The following is a 13,137-nucleotide window of genomic DNA, read 5'->3' as shown; positions in this document are numbered from 1 at the left end:
TGCGGCGTACTACGTGGTCTGCCGCTGCCAGCCGCGCTCGAGGATGCGCATCAACGCCGGGTACACGAGCGCGTACCGAAACGGTTTGATCGCCGCCATGTACGCCTTTCCGAACAGCCCGTTCGGCTTGACCAGCACGGCCATCTGCCCTCGGTAGCCGCCGGATCCGTCCGGCACCCAACCGATGTGCATCACACCGTGCATGGTGCGGTTGGCCATCTCGGCGGCCCATTCGGTGTCGGTGAGGTAGACCGACGTGAACGGATGGTTTTCGGTATCGGGGCCGCGGGGCCCTGCGCGGAGGTCGTCCGGCAGCCGCTCGCGCAGCGACGGGACGCGAGCGCCTACTTTCGAGTCCGGACGATCCCACTTCAACAGCGCGCCGAGTTTCCAACGGATATCGAACAGGACGCGGAAAACGAGGGGTTGCGGGGTTTCGTCGTCCGTCGCGATGAACCGCACCAGGCGCGGCAGGTCGTCCGGACCGCCCGGCGTCGGCAGTGCCCACACGTCCTCCAACACGAAATCGGGGGCGATCTCGTGGATTCGCCACGGGCGCTCGGTGTGCTCGGTGTTGGGAATCTTCATCTCGGGCCTCGCTCTCAGGACAGGGAGCGGAGTCGGAGGATCTCGCGCGGGCGTCGCTCGCGGGCGTCGAACTCGACGTCCACGTCCGCGGTCTGGATGGCGGCGTAGGTCGCGGCGACGGCTTCGTCGGATTCCCACTCCACCGTCGACACGACGGCGTCGCCCGTGTCGTTGGCCCAGTAGGTCGCGGAGAGGCATCCCGGGGTGGCTCGCATCACCGCCGCGACCTTCCGCACGCGGGCGACGAAATCCTCGAAGTGCTCGGCCTCCGGGTAGTGCACGGCGATCATGCCGACGGTCATGTCGGACTCCTTTCGCGGCAGCCTGCGACATTATGAATTCAATTATGCCGCAACAGGTTTCAAATATACGTTGCCGTATACATCGATCGTAGACCGCTGCCGCCGCGGTGTCGACACCCTCGGCGATACTGATGGCATGGTCGCCGTCACACGGACACCCCGCAGCCGATGGATCGAGCAGGGGCTCACCGCCCTCGCGGCGGGCGGCCCCGACGCCGTACGGATCGAGAGCCTCGCCACGGCGCTCGGCGTCACCAAGGGCGGCTTCTACGGCCACTTCGCCGACCGCAACGCCCTGCTGGAGGAAATGCTCGACACGTGGGAACGCGAGAGCACCGAGGCGGTGATCGAGCAGGTCGAGCAGGAGGGCGGCGACGCGCGGACGAAGATCCAGCGCGCGGGCCTGCTCACCTTCTCCGACGATCGCCTGCGACCGATCGACCTGGCCGTGCGCGACTGGGCCCGGCGCGACGAGGCAGTCGCCGAGCGGCTGCGCCGGGTGGACAACGAGCGGATGGGCTATCTGCGCCGATTGTTCGGGACCTACTGCACCGACCCCGACGACATCGAGGCACGCAGCATGCTCGCGTTCTGCCTCGCTGTCGGCAAACACCTGCTGGCCGCCGACCACGGCGATCGCAGTCGTCGCGAGGTGGTTGCCCTGGCGTCGGCGTTCCTGCTCGAACGTCCTGAGCGCTGAGGCCGTGGCGTCCAGCGCAGCCGCATGTCGCAACAGGGGCCACACTGGTGCAATGAAGCTGATCACGCAGCGGGAGTTCCGCAACAATTTCGCGGCGGTGATGGACGCGGTCGAGGCCGGTGAAACCTTCCGCGTGACGCGCAACGGTATCGAGGTCGCCGAGGTGCGGCCGGTCAGCCGAAAGCGGTGGCGCACGGCAGAGGAGTTGGTGGCTCGGCATCGCAGACTGCCGCGGGTGGACTATGCGGCGATGCGCCGCGAGGCGGATGAATTCTTCGGATCCGAGGATCGGATCGGCGACGAGGATCCGTGGGGCGCCGGCCGGTGAGCGAGCGCCGGTCGGTTGGAGTGCTGGACACCTGCACTTACCTGGACTCGGCAGATCTCGATCCCGAGGTGCTGCCTTCGGCACCTGACCAGGCACCTTGGCCGAGCTCAACCAGGGTGTCGCCATGGCGAAAGACGCTGTGACTCGGGCGGCGCGATCGGAGCAATTGGGTGCTGCGATCGTCGACTTCGACCCACTTCCTTTCGACGAGGATGCCGCGACCCGATACGGAACCCTGGTGGCGCTCACCATCGCCGCCAATCGAGACCCACGCCCCAGGCGGATGGATCTGTTGATCGCGGCGATCGCATCCGCGAACAATCTGCCGTTGTTCACGCGTAACAGCGCGGACTTCCGGGGACTCGACAGCATGGTGGAGATCATCGCGGTATGACCGCGCGATGCGGAGGGCGCGAGGGTTGACGTCGCCCGGGTGCGCGGATCAGCAGGCGGCGCGCTCGAGTTCGTCGATTATGCGCCCCAGTCGCGCGGCGCGTTCGGCGTCCGTGCGCGTCTTCATCAGCTGGAGCAACAGCGCGTATCGCCCGGTCCGGTCGAGTTCTTCGAATCTCTTGTGTGCCCGCGGGTTTCCCGCCAGCGCGGCCGACAGATCCGCGGGAACGGTCGCGCTGCGCTGGGGTTCGTAGGCGGCCGACCATCGGCCGTCGGCGCGCGCCGCGCGAACCGCCGCCCAGCCGGGTTCGCGCAGCCGTCCCGCGGCGATCAAGGCTTCCACCTTGCCGACATTGACCTGCGACCACGGGCTCTTCGGGCGGCGCGGGGAGTAGCGCTGCAGGTAGTGATCGTCGTCGAGGCCGCGGCGGTGGCTGTCGATCCAGCCGTAGCAGAGGGCGCCGTCGAGTGCCTCGGTGATGGTGATCGTGGCGCCTGCCGCGTGCTTCTTCGCGATCTTCAGCCAGACGCCGGTCGACCCGTCGTAATTGGCCTCGAGCCACGACTCCCAGTGGGCGGAGTCGGTGAAGGTGTAGATCTCGGTGTCGTTCATGGCGTCTCCCGTGGTGCGAGGGGCGGTCTCACTTAACGATTTTCCGCTCATAACTGCTCACCGATTGAGCACTTTGTTACCGAATTTGCGCCGCCGGGCACTTGTGTCGCCCGAGGGTTGCGGAGTAGAAGTTACTCATGGGTAACATTCTTGTCGCCGGGGGCACCGGCGCGCTGGGCAAGCACATCGTGGCGCTGCTGCGCCGGGAGGGGCACGACGTGCGGGTTCTCTCGCGCCGCCCGGGTGCCGGCACGCATGTGGGCGACCTGCGGACGGGCGAAGGCGTGGCGGAGGCTGTCGCGGGTGTGGACGCCGTCGTGCACGCGGCCTCGGATTTCCGCAAATCCGGCGGACCCGATGTCGAGCAGACCCGCAATCTCCTCGCGGCCGCGACGGGCGTCGATCACCTGCTCTACATCTCGATCGTCGGCATCGAGCGCATTCCGTACCGCTACTACCGCAACAAGCTCGCCTGCGAGCAGCTGATCACCGAAAGCGCTGTGCCGCACACGATTCTGCGTGCAACCCAGTTCCACGAATTGATCGCCGCCATCATGTACCGCGTGGAACGTCTGCCGATCGCGCCGCTGCCCACCGACTTTCGATTCCAGCCGGTCGCCGCGACGGACGTGGCGGCACGCGCCGCCGAACTGATCCAGGGCCCGCCGCTCGGCCGCGCAACCGATTTCGGCGGCCCCGAGGTGCTGACTTTGGGGGAGCTTGCGCAAACCTGGCGCACGATCAGGTCGCGGCCGCGCCGTGTCGTCCGCATTCCCGCGCCGGGCGAGATCGCGCGGGCGTTCCGCGAAGGCCGGAACACTTGCCCCGACCACACCGACGGCACGCAGACGTGGGCGCAGTTCGTGGCCGCCGACCAGGGGAACGCCTACTTCTGACGCAATCCGGCCCGAGCACGGCCGCAGCTACGGCTGTACTGACACTGCCAGAGGCAGCCCACGGCCGAGCGAAAGCGGAGGTACGCCGATCGGACGCGATCCGCCCCAGCCCGCGCACGGCCGGAACGAGGGCGGAGGTACGCCTACAACCAGGTGTCCAGCGTGGTCGTGGTGAGGAAGTGGTCGAGATCGGCGCGCCACGGCGCGGGCACAGTCTTCTCCGGCTCGATGGCGGTGTACTGACCGCGGTAGAACAGCAGGGGCCTGCCGGAGTCCGTGGACTCCGACAGGACCTGCACGCGGCCGATCACGATGTAGTGATCGCCGCCGTCGACGACGCTGTCCACCGTGCACTGGATCGTGGCCAGCGCGTCGTCCAAAACCGGGAGCTCCAGTTCAGAAGTGTGCCAAGCGATTCCGGCGAACTTGTCGGGTTCGCGGGAACCGAAACGGGCACACAGCTGCTGTTGCTCCTCGGCGAGAATGTTGACGCAGAAGCGTCCGGCCTTCTCGATCGCCGCCCAGGAGCGTGATGCCTTGGTGGGGCAGAACAGCACCAGCGGCGGTTCGAGGGACAGGGCGGCGAACGATTGACAGGCGAAGCCGATCGGCGCCGCGTCATCGCCGAAGGCGGTGATGACGGTGATGCCGGTGCAGAACTGCCCGAGCACATTTCGGAACTGGCGCGGATCGATCACCGGATTCGCGTCAGTGGTCACTTTCGTCTCCATCGCAGGCTCGCTCACCCTGTCGGTCATTGCTGGCGCTGGCCCACCGTGAAGTCGTGGCCCCACAGGCTCACGGCGGTGGACTCCCTGGCGATCCAGTCGTGGTCGTCGACTTCCAAACCCTCGCAGCCGAATTCGACATCGAAGCCGCCGGGCGTCTTCATGTAGAAGGACAGCATCTTGTCGTTGACGTGCCTGCCGAGGCTGGCCGACATCTTGACCTTCTTGCGCAGCGCGCGATCCAGGCAGAGGCCGACATCGTCGGCGTTCTCCACCTCGAGCATGAGGTGGACGATGCCGCTGGGGGTCGGCATCGGCAGGAACGCCAGCGAGTGGTGCCGCGGATTGCAGCCGAAGAACCGCAGCCAGGCCGGCTCGCCGTCGGCGGGACGGCCGACCATCTGCGGTGGCAGCCGCATCGAGTCACGCAGCCGGAAGCCGAGCACGTCGCGGTAGAACTCCAGCGCGGCCTTGTCGTCGGAGGTGCTGAGCACCACGTGGCCCAGACCCTGCTCCTCGGTGACGAACCGGTGCCCGTACGGGCTGACCACCCGCCGGTGCTCCAGCGCGACGCCGTGGAACGCCTCGAGCACGTTGCCGGACGGGTCTTCGAAGCTGATCAGCTCGTAGACGCGCCGGTCGGCCTTCTCCGCCGCGCTGCCCTCCTTGTAGGGCACGCCCGCGGCGTCCAAGCGATCCCGGATGTCTTGCAGCTCTGCGGCATTGGCGGTCTCCCAGCCGGAGACCTGCAGCCGGTCCTTGTCGCCGGGGACGATCACCAGCCGGGCCGGGAATTCGTCCATTCGCAGGTAGAGGGCGTCCGGGACCGAACCCTTGCCCTCCACCATGCCGAGCACCTTGAGGCCGTACTCGCGCCAGGCCGCCATATCGGTGGCCTCGATGCGCAGATAGCCGAGCGATCGAATGCCCATGTCTACTTCTCCTTGCCGGATCCGGACAGGAAGTCCGTTGCCAGCCGGTTGAATTCGTGGAACTTCTCCAGCTGGGCCCAGTGGCCGCAGCCGCCGAACACGTGCAGCTGCACCCGCGGGATCATCTTGGTGGCGATGATGGCGCCGTCGAGCGGGTTGACCCGGTCTTCCCGGCCCCAGATGAGCAGCACCGGCTGGCGCAGCTTGTAGGCGTCGCGCCACAGCATGCCGAGCTCGAAATCGGGCCCGGAGAACGACTTGCCCATGGCGCGGGTCGCGGCCAGCGCCTCGGGGGTCTTGGCCGATTCGAAGCGCTCGTCGATGAGTTCTTCGGTGATCAGCTTCTGATCGAAGACCATGATCCGCAGGAACGCTTCGAGATTCGCCCTTGTCGGCTCGAAGTTGAAGCGCGAGAGCAGCTTCACGCCCTCGGTCGGGTCCGGCGCGAAGGCGTTGAGGCTCAGCCCGCCGGGGCCCATCAGCACCAGCTTGCCCGCGCGGTCCGGGTTGTCGAGCGCGAACCGGACCGCGGCGCCGCCGCCGAGCGAATTGCCGAGGATGTGCACCCGGTCGGTGATCTCCAGGTGGTCGAGCAGATCCTTCAGCGCCGACGCGGAGTGCGCGAAGTACTGCGGGTGGTCGACAGGCTTGTCCGACTTCCCGAAACCCGGCTGATCCACCGCGAGCACATGGAAATTCTGCGCCAGCACGGGGATGTTGCGTGCGAAATTCGACCACGACGACGCGCCCGGCCCGCCGCCGTGCAGCAGCACGATCGTCGGCCCGTTGCCGCTGCCCGCCTCGTGGTAGTGCAGCCGCAGATCCGGGCGGACCTGCGCGTAGCGCGAGGTCGATTCGTAGGTGAGTTCAGCGGTGGTGGTCACGATGTCACACCATCCCGTCGGTCACCGGAAGTCCGAACTCGTGGGTGCCGTACATGACATAGGCGCGCTCGGGATCGTTGGCCGCGTGCACCCGGCCCGCGTGCGCGTCGCGCCAGAAGCGCTGCAGCGGAGTGCCGTTGGCCAGCGCGGTGGCGCCCGAGGCTTCGAAGAGCTTGTCGATGGAGGCGATCGCCCGTCCGGTGGCGCGCACCTGGTCGCGGCGGGCCCGCACCCGCAGGTCGAACGGAATGTCCTTGCCCGCCACCAGCAGCGCGTATTCGTCGGCGACGTTGCCGGAGAGCTGGCGCCACGCGGCGTCGATGTCGCTGGAGGCCTCGGCGACCCGGACCTTGGTGAACGGATCGTCCTTGGCCTTCTCGCCCGCGAAGGCCGCGCGCACCCGCTTGCCCTGGTGCTCGACGTGCGCCGCGTAGGCGCCGTAGGCCATGCCGACGATCGGCGCGGAGATGGTGGTGGGATGGATGGTGCCCCACGGCATCTTGTAGACCGGGTCCGGGTTCTGTGCCAGGCCGGGCGATTTCAGCTCGCTCATCGCGCGGAAGCTGAGGAACCGGTGCGACGGCACGAAAACGTCCTCCACCACAACGGTATTGGAGCCGGTGCCGCGCAGGCCGACCACGTTCCACACGTCGTCGATCCGGTAGTCGGTGCGGGGGATGAGGAAGCTACCGAAGTCCACCGGCTTACCGTCCTTGATGACCGGACCGCCGAGCACCGCCCAGGTGGCGTGGTCGGAGCCCGAGGACCAGGCCCACGCGCCCTTGACGATGTAGCCGCCGTCCACGACGGTGCCCGCGCCCATCGGGGCGTAGGAGGAGGAGATCCGCACTTCGGTGTCCTCGCCCCACACGTCCTCTTGCGCCTGCTGGTCGAACAGCGCGAGGTGCCAGTTGTGCACACCGACGATGCCCGCCACCCAGCCGGTGGACCCGCACGCGCTGGCCAGCTTGCGCACGGTGTCGTAGAAGACGACCGGATCGGCGGCGTGTCCGCCCCACTGCTTGGGCTGCAGCAGCCGGAAGAAGCCCGTCTCTTGGAGCGCCTTGATCGATTCGTCGGGGATGCGCCGCAGGTCCTCGGCCTCTTGCGCGCGCTCACGCAGCGTCGGCAACAGCGCTTCGACCCGCTCGGTCACTTCTTGCGTCATCTCGGGACCTGCTCCTGCCTCGGATTGGTAACCGGTACTCATTTGCCTCTGAGACTAGAACAGGTTCTTATTTCTGTCGAGAACCGGCGTTCATCGCAGGTCGTAGATGGACATGCGCAGGAAGTGAGCCGAATCGCTGGCATGGAACCCGACATTTTTGTAACGTGTTCTAGTACAGAAGGAGGAGGAATCGCGATGGCAGTTACCCCGAAAGGGAGCGGTGCGAAGGTCAGGGAGCTGGATGTGGGCTCCGCGCCGACCCGCTATGCACGGGGATGGCATTGCCTCGGCCTGGCCAAGACGTTCCGGGACGGTAAGCCGCATGCGGTGAACGTGTTCGGCACCAAGCTGGTGGTCTGGGTCGACAGCGCAGGCGAACTGCGGGTACTCGACGCCTACTGCAGGCACATGGGCGGCGACCTGAGCATGGGCGAGGTCAAGGGCGACGACATCGCCTGCCCGTTCCACGACTGGCGCTGGTCCGGCGTCAACGGCAAGTGCAGTTCCATCCCCTACGCGCGGCGCGTCCCGCCGCTCGCGCGCACCAGGAAGTGGACCACCCTCGAACGCAACGGTCAGCTGTTCGTCTGGCACGACCACGAGGGCAACCAGCCTCCCGCGGAGATCACCATCCCGCACATCGAGGGCCCCTACACCGACGCGGACGGCAACCCGACCGACCAGCTCGACAGCGGGTGGACCGACTGGACGTGGAACTCGATGCTCATCGAGGGCGCCAACTGCCGCGAGATCATCGACAACGTGGTCGACATGGCCCACTTCTTCTACATCCACTTCGCGTTCCCGACGTACTTCAAGAACGTCTTCGAGGGACACATCGCCACCCAGTTCCTGGAGACCAAGGGTCGTCCCGACATCGGCATGGCCTCCAAGTACGGCGGCGACACCCTGCTGAAGTCGGAGGCCTCGTACTTCGGGCCCTCGTACATGATCAACCCACTGATCAACATCTACAGCGGTTACGAGGTCAAGAGCGTCCTGATCAACTGCCACTACCCGGTGACGCAGGACTCGTTCGTGCTGCAGTGGGGCATCACGCTGGAGAAGCCGAAGGGCGTCGAGGGCGATATGGCCGACAAGCTGGCCGAGAAGATGACCGAGGGCATCAGCGTCGGCTTCATGCAGGACGTCGAGATCTGGAAGCACAAGTCCAAGGTCGAGAACCCGCTGCTGTGCGAGGAGGACGGCCCGGTCTACCAGCTGCGCCGCTGGTACGACCAGTTCTACGTGGACGCCGCCGACGTGACGGAGAAGATGACCCAGCGCTTCGAGTTCGAGGTGGATACCACCAAGGCGAACGAGGCGTGGGAGGCCGAGGTCGCGGAGAATCTGCGTCGCAAGCGCGAGGCCGAAGAGGCCGAGCAGGCGACGAAGGAAGCCGAGGCAGGCGTCTGATGGCAGCCACCTGGGCCAAGGCGCCGGACTTCGCCGACCAGCCCGCGCGGCGGGCGGCGGTGCAGGCCCAGACCGTGGTCGACAAGCAGCGCTATCTGGAGGAGGGCCTGACACCGTTGCGGTGTCAGGCCTGCCAGAGTCAGGTGCTGGTGCGCAAATCCAGCTCGCACCAGACCTCGGTGCAGTGGACCGAGCCGCCCGAAACCCACTGCCCGGTCTTCGCCAAGCTCGCCGAGTCCGGCGGCGGGCCAGGGCGGCCGGACACCTGCCCGCAATTGGAGAAGACCATCAAGTGGGCGGTGGAAGAGGGCGTGCTCGAGATCCCGAAGTAGGCGTACCTCCGCGTTCGCTCCGGCCATGCGCGTTTTGCGTACCTCCGCGTTCGCTCCGGCCGTGGCGGGCTTCGCCGAGTGGGCTCAGTCGAGCCGGAAATCCGCGAAGTCGAAGCCCGGCGCGACGAGACAGCTCACCAGGACGTACTCGTCGCCGAGCGGCCGCGCGGCCTGGCTGACCCCGCCGGGGACTACCGCCTGCAACAGCTGACCGTGCTCGACATCGGGTCCGAGGACGACTTCGTCGCCGCCGATGTCGAGCACGAGCGGTCCGCCGCGGTGCCACAGCCACAGCTCGTCCGACCGCACCGTGTGCGGGGCCGAACGCTCGCCCGGCATCAGCAGGAAATGGATCATCGTGGCCGCGGCCCGCGCTCCCGGATAGCCCTCGGGCGTGAATTCCACGGGACTACGCCAAGTTTGGCGATACCAGCCGCCTTCTGGGTGCGGCTCCAAATCGAGTGCGATGGCCAGTGCCGGTCGGTCTTCGGTCATACCCCGACTCTATGCCCGTCGCCGTGTCCGACGGCCCACGCGCAGATCGCGGCAAGCGGTTCTTCCAACGACTTCCCGAGGCCGGTGAGCGAATACTCCACGTGCTGCGGCGCGGTTTCCTTGTGCACCTGTCGCAGCACGAGCCCATCCTCGATCATTCCGCGCAGCGTCTCGGTGAGCACTTTCTGGGTGATGCCGGGCAGCCGCCTGCGCAGATCCGCGTGGCGGTGCGGTCCGTCGAGCAGCGAATAGATCAGCAAAATGCGCCACTTGGCCGAGAGGCGCTCCAAAGCCTGTCTCGTCGAGCAGGTTTCGTCCAGAATCTCGGGAATCACCAGCGCCATCAGGGTCTCCAGCAGCGGTATGGGCACTTCGAAGTGCCTTCTTTCGGGGACTGTCGCCCCGGCCTACCTTCGGTTTCACCGTAATCGAAAGGGATCGACTGCAATGAGCGACTTCCGTATCCATACCTATCGCGCGGGTGAAGCAGGCATCTTCGTCAACAGCTATCTGCTCGAGACCTCCGAGCGTGTCGTGCTGATCGACGCGGGCCTGTTGATCTCCGACGCCGAGGCTTTGGCCGCGCGTCTCGCGGCGCTGCACAAACCACTGGCCGCCGCGTTCGTGACCCATCCGCATCCGGACCATTTCAACGGCCTGCCCTACGTGGTGCCCGAGGACGTTCCCGTCTACGCCACCGCAGCCGTCGCGAAGGTGATCGCGGAGACGGCGGATGCCAAGCGTGCGCAGTGGGGGCCGACCTACGGCGCCGAGTGGCCGGATCGCTATCGGGTGCCGGACCGGCTGCTGGCGAGCGGCGCGCACGTCGACGTCGACGGCGTGCGTCTCACGGTGCACGAGGTCGGCCCCGCCGAGAGCGACGCCGACTCCTACGTCCTGGCGTCGGCGGGTCGGCGCCGCGCCGCCTTCATCGGGGATCTCGCCTTCGGCGGCGTGCACTCTTATCTGAGCGACGGGCACACCGGTGCGTGGCTGGCCGCGCTCGACCGGCTGACCGAGGAACTGGCCGGGGTGCCGCTGTATCCAGGCCACGGTCCGGCGGGTGACGTCGGGATGCTGCACGAGCAGCGGCGGTACCTGCTGATGTACCGCGAGGTCGTGCGCCGGGTCGCCGGCGGCGCGGACCGCCTCGGCGAGGAGCAGAAGCAAGAGGTAGCTGCGGCGATGGCGCGGTACTCGCCCGACGCGGATCTCGGCTGGCTCGTTCCGCTCGGGGCCGACCCGGTAGCGGCGGAACTCGCCACGGCCTGAGGTCAGAATTCCTCGATGCGCCAGGTGATGCCGAAGCGGGCAAGGGAATCCAGGAACTCCGCGGCGTCGAACGCTTCGGCCACCGCCAGTGCGCCCGGCTTCGTCGTCCCCGCGGCAAGCCTGGTCGCGATCTCGACGGCGAGCAGCGCGGAATCGCGGTAGGAGTCGACGCCCTCGACGACACCGCGCACCACGCGGCCGTCGGTGCCGTGGGCGTCCACGATCACCTCGTAGCGCAGGTCCGAACTCGGCGCATCCGGGATCTGCTCGATGAGCTGCTCGGTGAACGAGCCGAGGGTGGCGAGGATGTCGGCGGCGAGTACGCCCTCGACGGAGGCGACTTCGGTGTGCCTGGGGATGGTGAGCACCGGCGGCTGCGGGAATTTTCGGACCGCGGTGGGGGCCGACTCTCCGGGGAAGGTCATCTCGGAATGCTTTGCGGTGGAGCCGGTCCTGAGTTCTCCGTCGGCGAAGTGCCAACCGCCGTCGCGGAACCAGTCCAGGCTGGCCAACACGGTCTCGGCGCTGCCCTTCGAGCCGTTGCCCCGGCTCTTGCTCAGGTGGCTGACGACGATCTCGGCCGGGCCGTTCACCCGGCGCGCGACGAGGTGGGCGAGCAGGTCGGCGGGGACGTTGTTGTCGGTGATACCGGAAAGAACTGTGACACCGGCATTTTCGGCTGCTGCGGCGTAGTCGTCGAAGACCTTCTTCAGGAACAGCTGCTCGCCGGATATATCGGTGTAGTGCGCGCCCGCGGCGATGGCGGCCGCCAGGACCGGTTCTCCGTTGCGCACGTAGGCGGACAGGCTGCTGATCACCGCGTCGGCGCCGGTGAAGGCGGCGACGAGGGCCGCGTGGTCGGCGAGATCGGCGACTCGGATCTCTGCGTCCGGGAGGTCGGCGGCTACGGCGGCGGCACGCATGCGTTCGGCGTTGCGGCCCACCAGGATCGGGGTGATGCCGCGGTGGTGCAGCTCGGCGAGCAGGTAGCTGCCGGTGTGGCCGGTCGCGCCGTAGACGGCGATGGTGGGGGAGCTGGTCTGCGTTGTCATGATTTACAACTTATTGCGGCAGTTCGAGCAAATGAATGGCTGTCATGCTCGCTTTCATGTCTGAAACGCTCAAAATGTGAGCGTATGGTTGGGTCGTGGACATCCTCAGTGAGACCATCGCCGCTATCCGCACCGGCAACCCCGCCTCCGGCCTGTTCATCCGGCACGCGCCGTGGGGCCGCCGTTATCCGGTGGTGCCCGGTGCGGGATTCCACGTGGTGCTGCGCGGATCCTGCTGGCTCGTCCCGCCGGGCGGTGAGCCGCTGGCGCTCGGCGTCGGCGACGTGCTGTTCATGCCGCGCGGCGCCGATCACGATCTGGTCGACAGTCTCGACTCGCCCGTCACCGAGACCGCACTGCCCGGCGAGCCGCGGGAGCTGCCCGGGCCGGGCGTGCGCGCCGAACTTCTCTGCGGCGCATACGAACTCGGCAGGGCGCGGTCGCACCCGCTGCTCGACGAACTGCCCGAGTTCATCCATCTGCCCGCCCGCCCCGGCCGCCACCCCGCCCTGCGCGGCGCGGTGGACCTGCTCGCCGCCGAGATCGCCGAACCGCGCCAGGGCAGCGACGCCGCGGTGCCCGCGCTGCTCGAGACCATGCTGCTGTTCATCCTGCGCGCCTGGTTCGACGAACAGGCCGACGCCCACCCCACCGGATGGGCGGGCGCATTCGCCGACCCGGCCGTCGCCGCCGCGCTGCGCGCCGTGCACGAGAACCCGGCCCGCCCCTGGACCGTCCCCGACCTCAGCGACATCGCCGGCGTCTCCCGCGCTACCCTGGCCCGCCGCTTCACCGCCACCATCGGCGAACCCCCGCTCGCCTACGTCACCCGCTGGCGCCTGCTCACCGCCGCCCGCCTCCTCCGCGACACCGACGCCCCCTTGCACACCATCGCCCGAAAAGTCGGCTACACCTCCGAATTCGCCTTCGCCAAAGCCTTCAAACGCGAATACGGCCAGGCGCCGGGCCACTACCGCCGCACCCCAACCCAAACCCCACTCGTCGCGGTGTGAGCCAGCAGAACCGCCCGGCGATCAG

At 67.6% G+C, this 13,137-nt stretch carries 18 protein-coding genes; 8 read left to right on the top strand and 10 right to left on the bottom strand.

Features of this window, described 5'->3' with window-relative positions:
* Nucleotides 1–9 precede the first annotated feature (9 nt).
* A complete protein-coding gene (locus tag NL1_RS21915; protein WP_067842354.1) occupies nucleotides 10–588 on the bottom strand; it encodes a DUF2867 domain-containing protein in 579 nt (192 codons plus the stop codon).
* A 14-nt stretch (nucleotides 589–602) separates the two neighbouring features.
* Nucleotides 603–890 carry an antibiotic biosynthesis monooxygenase gene (locus NL1_RS21910; protein WP_067842352.1) on the bottom strand — a complete coding sequence of 96 codons (288 nt, stop codon included), beginning with the start codon at nucleotides 888–890 and terminating at the stop codon, nucleotides 603–605.
* 136 nt (nucleotides 891–1,026) lie between these two features.
* Here NL1_RS21910 and NL1_RS21905 point away from each other — a divergent pair, with 136 nt between their 5' ends.
* The 3 genes from NL1_RS21905 to NL1_RS21895 all read left to right on the top strand — a co-directional run bounded on the left by NL1_RS21905 (nucleotide 1,027) and on the right by NL1_RS21895 (nucleotide 2,312).
* Nucleotides 1,027–1,590, top strand: coding sequence for a TetR/AcrR family transcriptional regulator (locus NL1_RS21905; protein WP_067842349.1), 564 nt, complete (start codon nucleotides 1,027–1,029; stop codon nucleotides 1,588–1,590).
* 52 nt (nucleotides 1,591–1,642) lie between these two features.
* Nucleotides 1,643–1,918, top strand: a complete 276-nt coding sequence (locus tag NL1_RS21900; protein WP_067842346.1) for a type II toxin-antitoxin system Phd/YefM family antitoxin — start codon at nucleotides 1,643–1,645, stop codon at nucleotides 1,916–1,918.
* A gap of 124 nt (nucleotides 1,919–2,042) precedes the next feature.
* A complete protein-coding gene (locus tag NL1_RS21895) occupies nucleotides 2,043–2,312 on the top strand; it encodes a PIN domain-containing protein (RefSeq protein WP_218024470.1) in 270 nt (89 codons plus the stop codon).
* 48 nt (nucleotides 2,313–2,360) lie between these two features.
* On the opposite strand, the gene NL1_RS21890 is transcribed toward NL1_RS21895, so the two are convergent.
* The gene (locus tag NL1_RS21890; RefSeq protein ID WP_084510840.1) at nucleotides 2,361–2,924 is read right to left on the bottom strand and encodes a YdeI/OmpD-associated family protein; all 564 of its coding nucleotides are present in this window, start codon (nucleotides 2,922–2,924) and stop codon (nucleotides 2,361–2,363) included.
* 137 nt (nucleotides 2,925–3,061) lie between these two features.
* Between NL1_RS21890 and NL1_RS21885 the strand changes: the two genes are divergently transcribed.
* Nucleotides 3,062–3,820 carry an SDR family oxidoreductase gene (locus NL1_RS21885; RefSeq protein ID WP_067842339.1) on the top strand — a complete coding sequence of 253 codons (759 nt, stop codon included), beginning with the start codon at nucleotides 3,062–3,064 and terminating at the stop codon, nucleotides 3,818–3,820.
* A 143-nt stretch (nucleotides 3,821–3,963) separates the two neighbouring features.
* Here NL1_RS21885 and hsaB read toward each other — a convergent pair whose 3' ends face one another.
* From hsaB to hsaA, 4 genes are read right to left on the bottom strand one after another with little or no spacing between them, the layout of a single operon-like run.
* Nucleotides 3,964–4,551 carry a 3-hydroxy-9,10-secoandrosta-1,3,5(10)-triene-9,17-dione monooxygenase reductase subunit gene (gene hsaB, locus NL1_RS21880; RefSeq protein ID WP_067842336.1) on the bottom strand — a complete coding sequence of 196 codons (588 nt, stop codon included), beginning with the start codon at nucleotides 4,549–4,551 and terminating at the stop codon, nucleotides 3,964–3,966.
* Nucleotides 4,552–4,574: 23 nt separating this feature from the next.
* Complete coding sequence (gene hsaC / locus NL1_RS21875; RefSeq protein WP_067842333.1) at nucleotides 4,575–5,480, bottom strand: iron-dependent extradiol dioxygenase HsaC; 906 nt, start codon at nucleotides 5,478–5,480, stop codon at nucleotides 4,575–4,577.
* Nucleotides 5,481–5,482: 2 nt separating this feature from the next.
* The gene (gene hsaD, locus NL1_RS21870; RefSeq protein WP_067842331.1) at nucleotides 5,483–6,364 is read right to left on the bottom strand and encodes a 4,5:9,10-diseco-3-hydroxy-5,9,17-trioxoandrosta-1(10),2-diene-4-oate hydrolase; all 882 of its coding nucleotides are present in this window, start codon (nucleotides 6,362–6,364) and stop codon (nucleotides 5,483–5,485) included.
* A 4-nt stretch (nucleotides 6,365–6,368) separates the two neighbouring features.
* The gene (gene hsaA / locus NL1_RS21865; protein WP_084510839.1) at nucleotides 6,369–7,532 is read right to left on the bottom strand and encodes a 3-hydroxy-9,10-secoandrosta-1,3,5(10)-triene-9,17-dione monooxygenase oxygenase subunit; all 1,164 of its coding nucleotides are present in this window, start codon (nucleotides 7,530–7,532) and stop codon (nucleotides 6,369–6,371) included.
* A 195-nt stretch (nucleotides 7,533–7,727) separates the two neighbouring features.
* On the opposite strand from hsaA, the gene NL1_RS21860 reads away from it, so the two are divergent.
* Nucleotides 7,728–8,948, top strand: coding sequence for a 3-ketosteroid-9-alpha-monooxygenase, oxygenase component (locus NL1_RS21860; RefSeq protein WP_067842325.1), 1,221 nt, complete (start codon nucleotides 7,728–7,730; stop codon nucleotides 8,946–8,948).
* Nucleotides 8,948–9,280, top strand: a complete 333-nt coding sequence (locus tag NL1_RS21855; RefSeq protein ID WP_067842322.1) for a hypothetical protein — start codon at nucleotides 8,948–8,950, stop codon at nucleotides 9,278–9,280. The genes NL1_RS21860 and NL1_RS21855 overlap by 1 nt, the downstream gene beginning before the upstream one ends.
* Before the next feature lie 84 nt (nucleotides 9,281–9,364).
* Here the strand turns inward: NL1_RS21855 and NL1_RS21850 are convergent, their stop codons facing one another.
* Nucleotides 9,365–9,775, bottom strand: a complete 411-nt coding sequence (locus NL1_RS21850) for a cupin domain-containing protein (protein WP_067842319.1) — start codon at nucleotides 9,773–9,775, stop codon at nucleotides 9,365–9,367.
* Entirely contained in the window at nucleotides 9,772–10,146 is a 375-nt protein-coding gene (locus NL1_RS21845; protein WP_218024469.1) for a winged helix-turn-helix transcriptional regulator, read from the bottom strand. Before NL1_RS21845 ends, NL1_RS21850 begins: the two co-directional genes overlap by 4 nt.
* Before the next feature lie 76 nt (nucleotides 10,147–10,222).
* On the opposite strand from NL1_RS21845, the gene NL1_RS21840 reads away from it, so the two are divergent.
* On the top strand, nucleotides 10,223–11,047 hold the full coding sequence (locus tag NL1_RS21840) for an MBL fold metallo-hydrolase (RefSeq protein ID WP_067842316.1): 825 nt from the start codon (nucleotides 10,223–10,225) through the stop codon (nucleotides 11,045–11,047).
* A gap of 2 nt (nucleotides 11,048–11,049) precedes the next feature.
* Here NL1_RS21840 and NL1_RS21835 read toward each other — a convergent pair whose 3' ends face one another.
* Nucleotides 11,050–12,099 carry a saccharopine dehydrogenase NADP-binding domain-containing protein gene (locus tag NL1_RS21835; protein WP_067842313.1) on the bottom strand — a complete coding sequence of 350 codons (1,050 nt, stop codon included), beginning with the start codon at nucleotides 12,097–12,099 and terminating at the stop codon, nucleotides 11,050–11,052.
* Between the two features lie 95 nt (nucleotides 12,100–12,194).
* Between NL1_RS21835 and NL1_RS21830 the strand changes: the two genes are divergently transcribed.
* Nucleotides 12,195–13,112 carry an AraC family transcriptional regulator gene (locus NL1_RS21830; RefSeq protein WP_067842310.1) on the top strand — a complete coding sequence of 306 codons (918 nt, stop codon included), beginning with the start codon at nucleotides 12,195–12,197 and terminating at the stop codon, nucleotides 13,110–13,112.
* Nucleotides 13,113–13,137: the final 25 nt, after the last annotated feature.

Source organism: Nocardia lijiangensis NBRC 108240 (genome assembly GCF_001613045.1).
GTDB classification, from domain to species: Bacteria; Actinomycetota; Actinomycetes; order Mycobacteriales; family Mycobacteriaceae; genus Nocardia; species Nocardia lijiangensis.
Note: the sequence above shows the minus strand (reverse complement) of the source record. Positions and strands in the feature narration are given on the sequence as shown.

Excerpts from the sequence above, each read along its gene's own strand:
- NL1_RS21915 (WP_067842354.1), bottom strand. The coding sequence starts at position 588 with ATGAAGATTCCCAACACCGAGCACACCGAGCGCCCGTGGCGAATCCAC.
- NL1_RS21910 (WP_067842352.1), bottom strand. The coding sequence starts at position 890 with ATGACCGTCGGCATGATCGCCGTGCACTACCCGGAGGCCGAGCACTTC.
- NL1_RS21905 (WP_067842349.1), top strand. The coding sequence starts at position 1,027 with ATGGTCGCCGTCACACGGACACCCCGCAGCCGATGGATCGAGCAGGGG.
- NL1_RS21900 (WP_067842346.1), top strand. The coding sequence starts at position 1,643 with ATGAAGCTGATCACGCAGCGGGAGTTCCGCAACAATTTCGCGGCGGTG.
- NL1_RS21895 (WP_218024470.1), top strand. The coding sequence starts at position 2,043 with ATGGCGAAAGACGCTGTGACTCGGGCGGCGCGATCGGAGCAATTGGGT.
- NL1_RS21890 (WP_084510840.1), bottom strand. The coding sequence starts at position 2,924 with ATGAACGACACCGAGATCTACACCTTCACCGACTCCGCCCACTGGGAG.
- NL1_RS21885 (WP_067842339.1), top strand. The coding sequence starts at position 3,062 with ATGGGTAACATTCTTGTCGCCGGGGGCACCGGCGCGCTGGGCAAGCAC.
- hsaB (WP_067842336.1), bottom strand. The coding sequence starts at position 4,551 with ATGGAGACGAAAGTGACCACTGACGCGAATCCGGTGATCGATCCGCGC.
- hsaC (WP_067842333.1), bottom strand. The coding sequence starts at position 5,480 with ATGGGCATTCGATCGCTCGGCTATCTGCGCATCGAGGCCACCGATATG.
- hsaA (WP_084510839.1), bottom strand. The coding sequence starts at position 7,532 with ATGACGCAAGAAGTGACCGAGCGGGTCGAAGCGCTGTTGCCGACGCTG.
- NL1_RS21860 (WP_067842325.1), top strand. The coding sequence starts at position 7,728 with ATGGCAGTTACCCCGAAAGGGAGCGGTGCGAAGGTCAGGGAGCTGGAT.
- NL1_RS21855 (WP_067842322.1), top strand. The coding sequence starts at position 8,948 with ATGGCAGCCACCTGGGCCAAGGCGCCGGACTTCGCCGACCAGCCCGCG.
- NL1_RS21850 (WP_067842319.1), bottom strand. The coding sequence starts at position 9,775 with ATGACCGAAGACCGACCGGCACTGGCCATCGCACTCGATTTGGAGCCG.
- NL1_RS21840 (WP_067842316.1), top strand. The coding sequence starts at position 10,223 with ATGAGCGACTTCCGTATCCATACCTATCGCGCGGGTGAAGCAGGCATC.
- NL1_RS21835 (WP_067842313.1), bottom strand. The coding sequence starts at position 12,099 with ATGACAACGCAGACCAGCTCCCCCACCATCGCCGTCTACGGCGCGACC.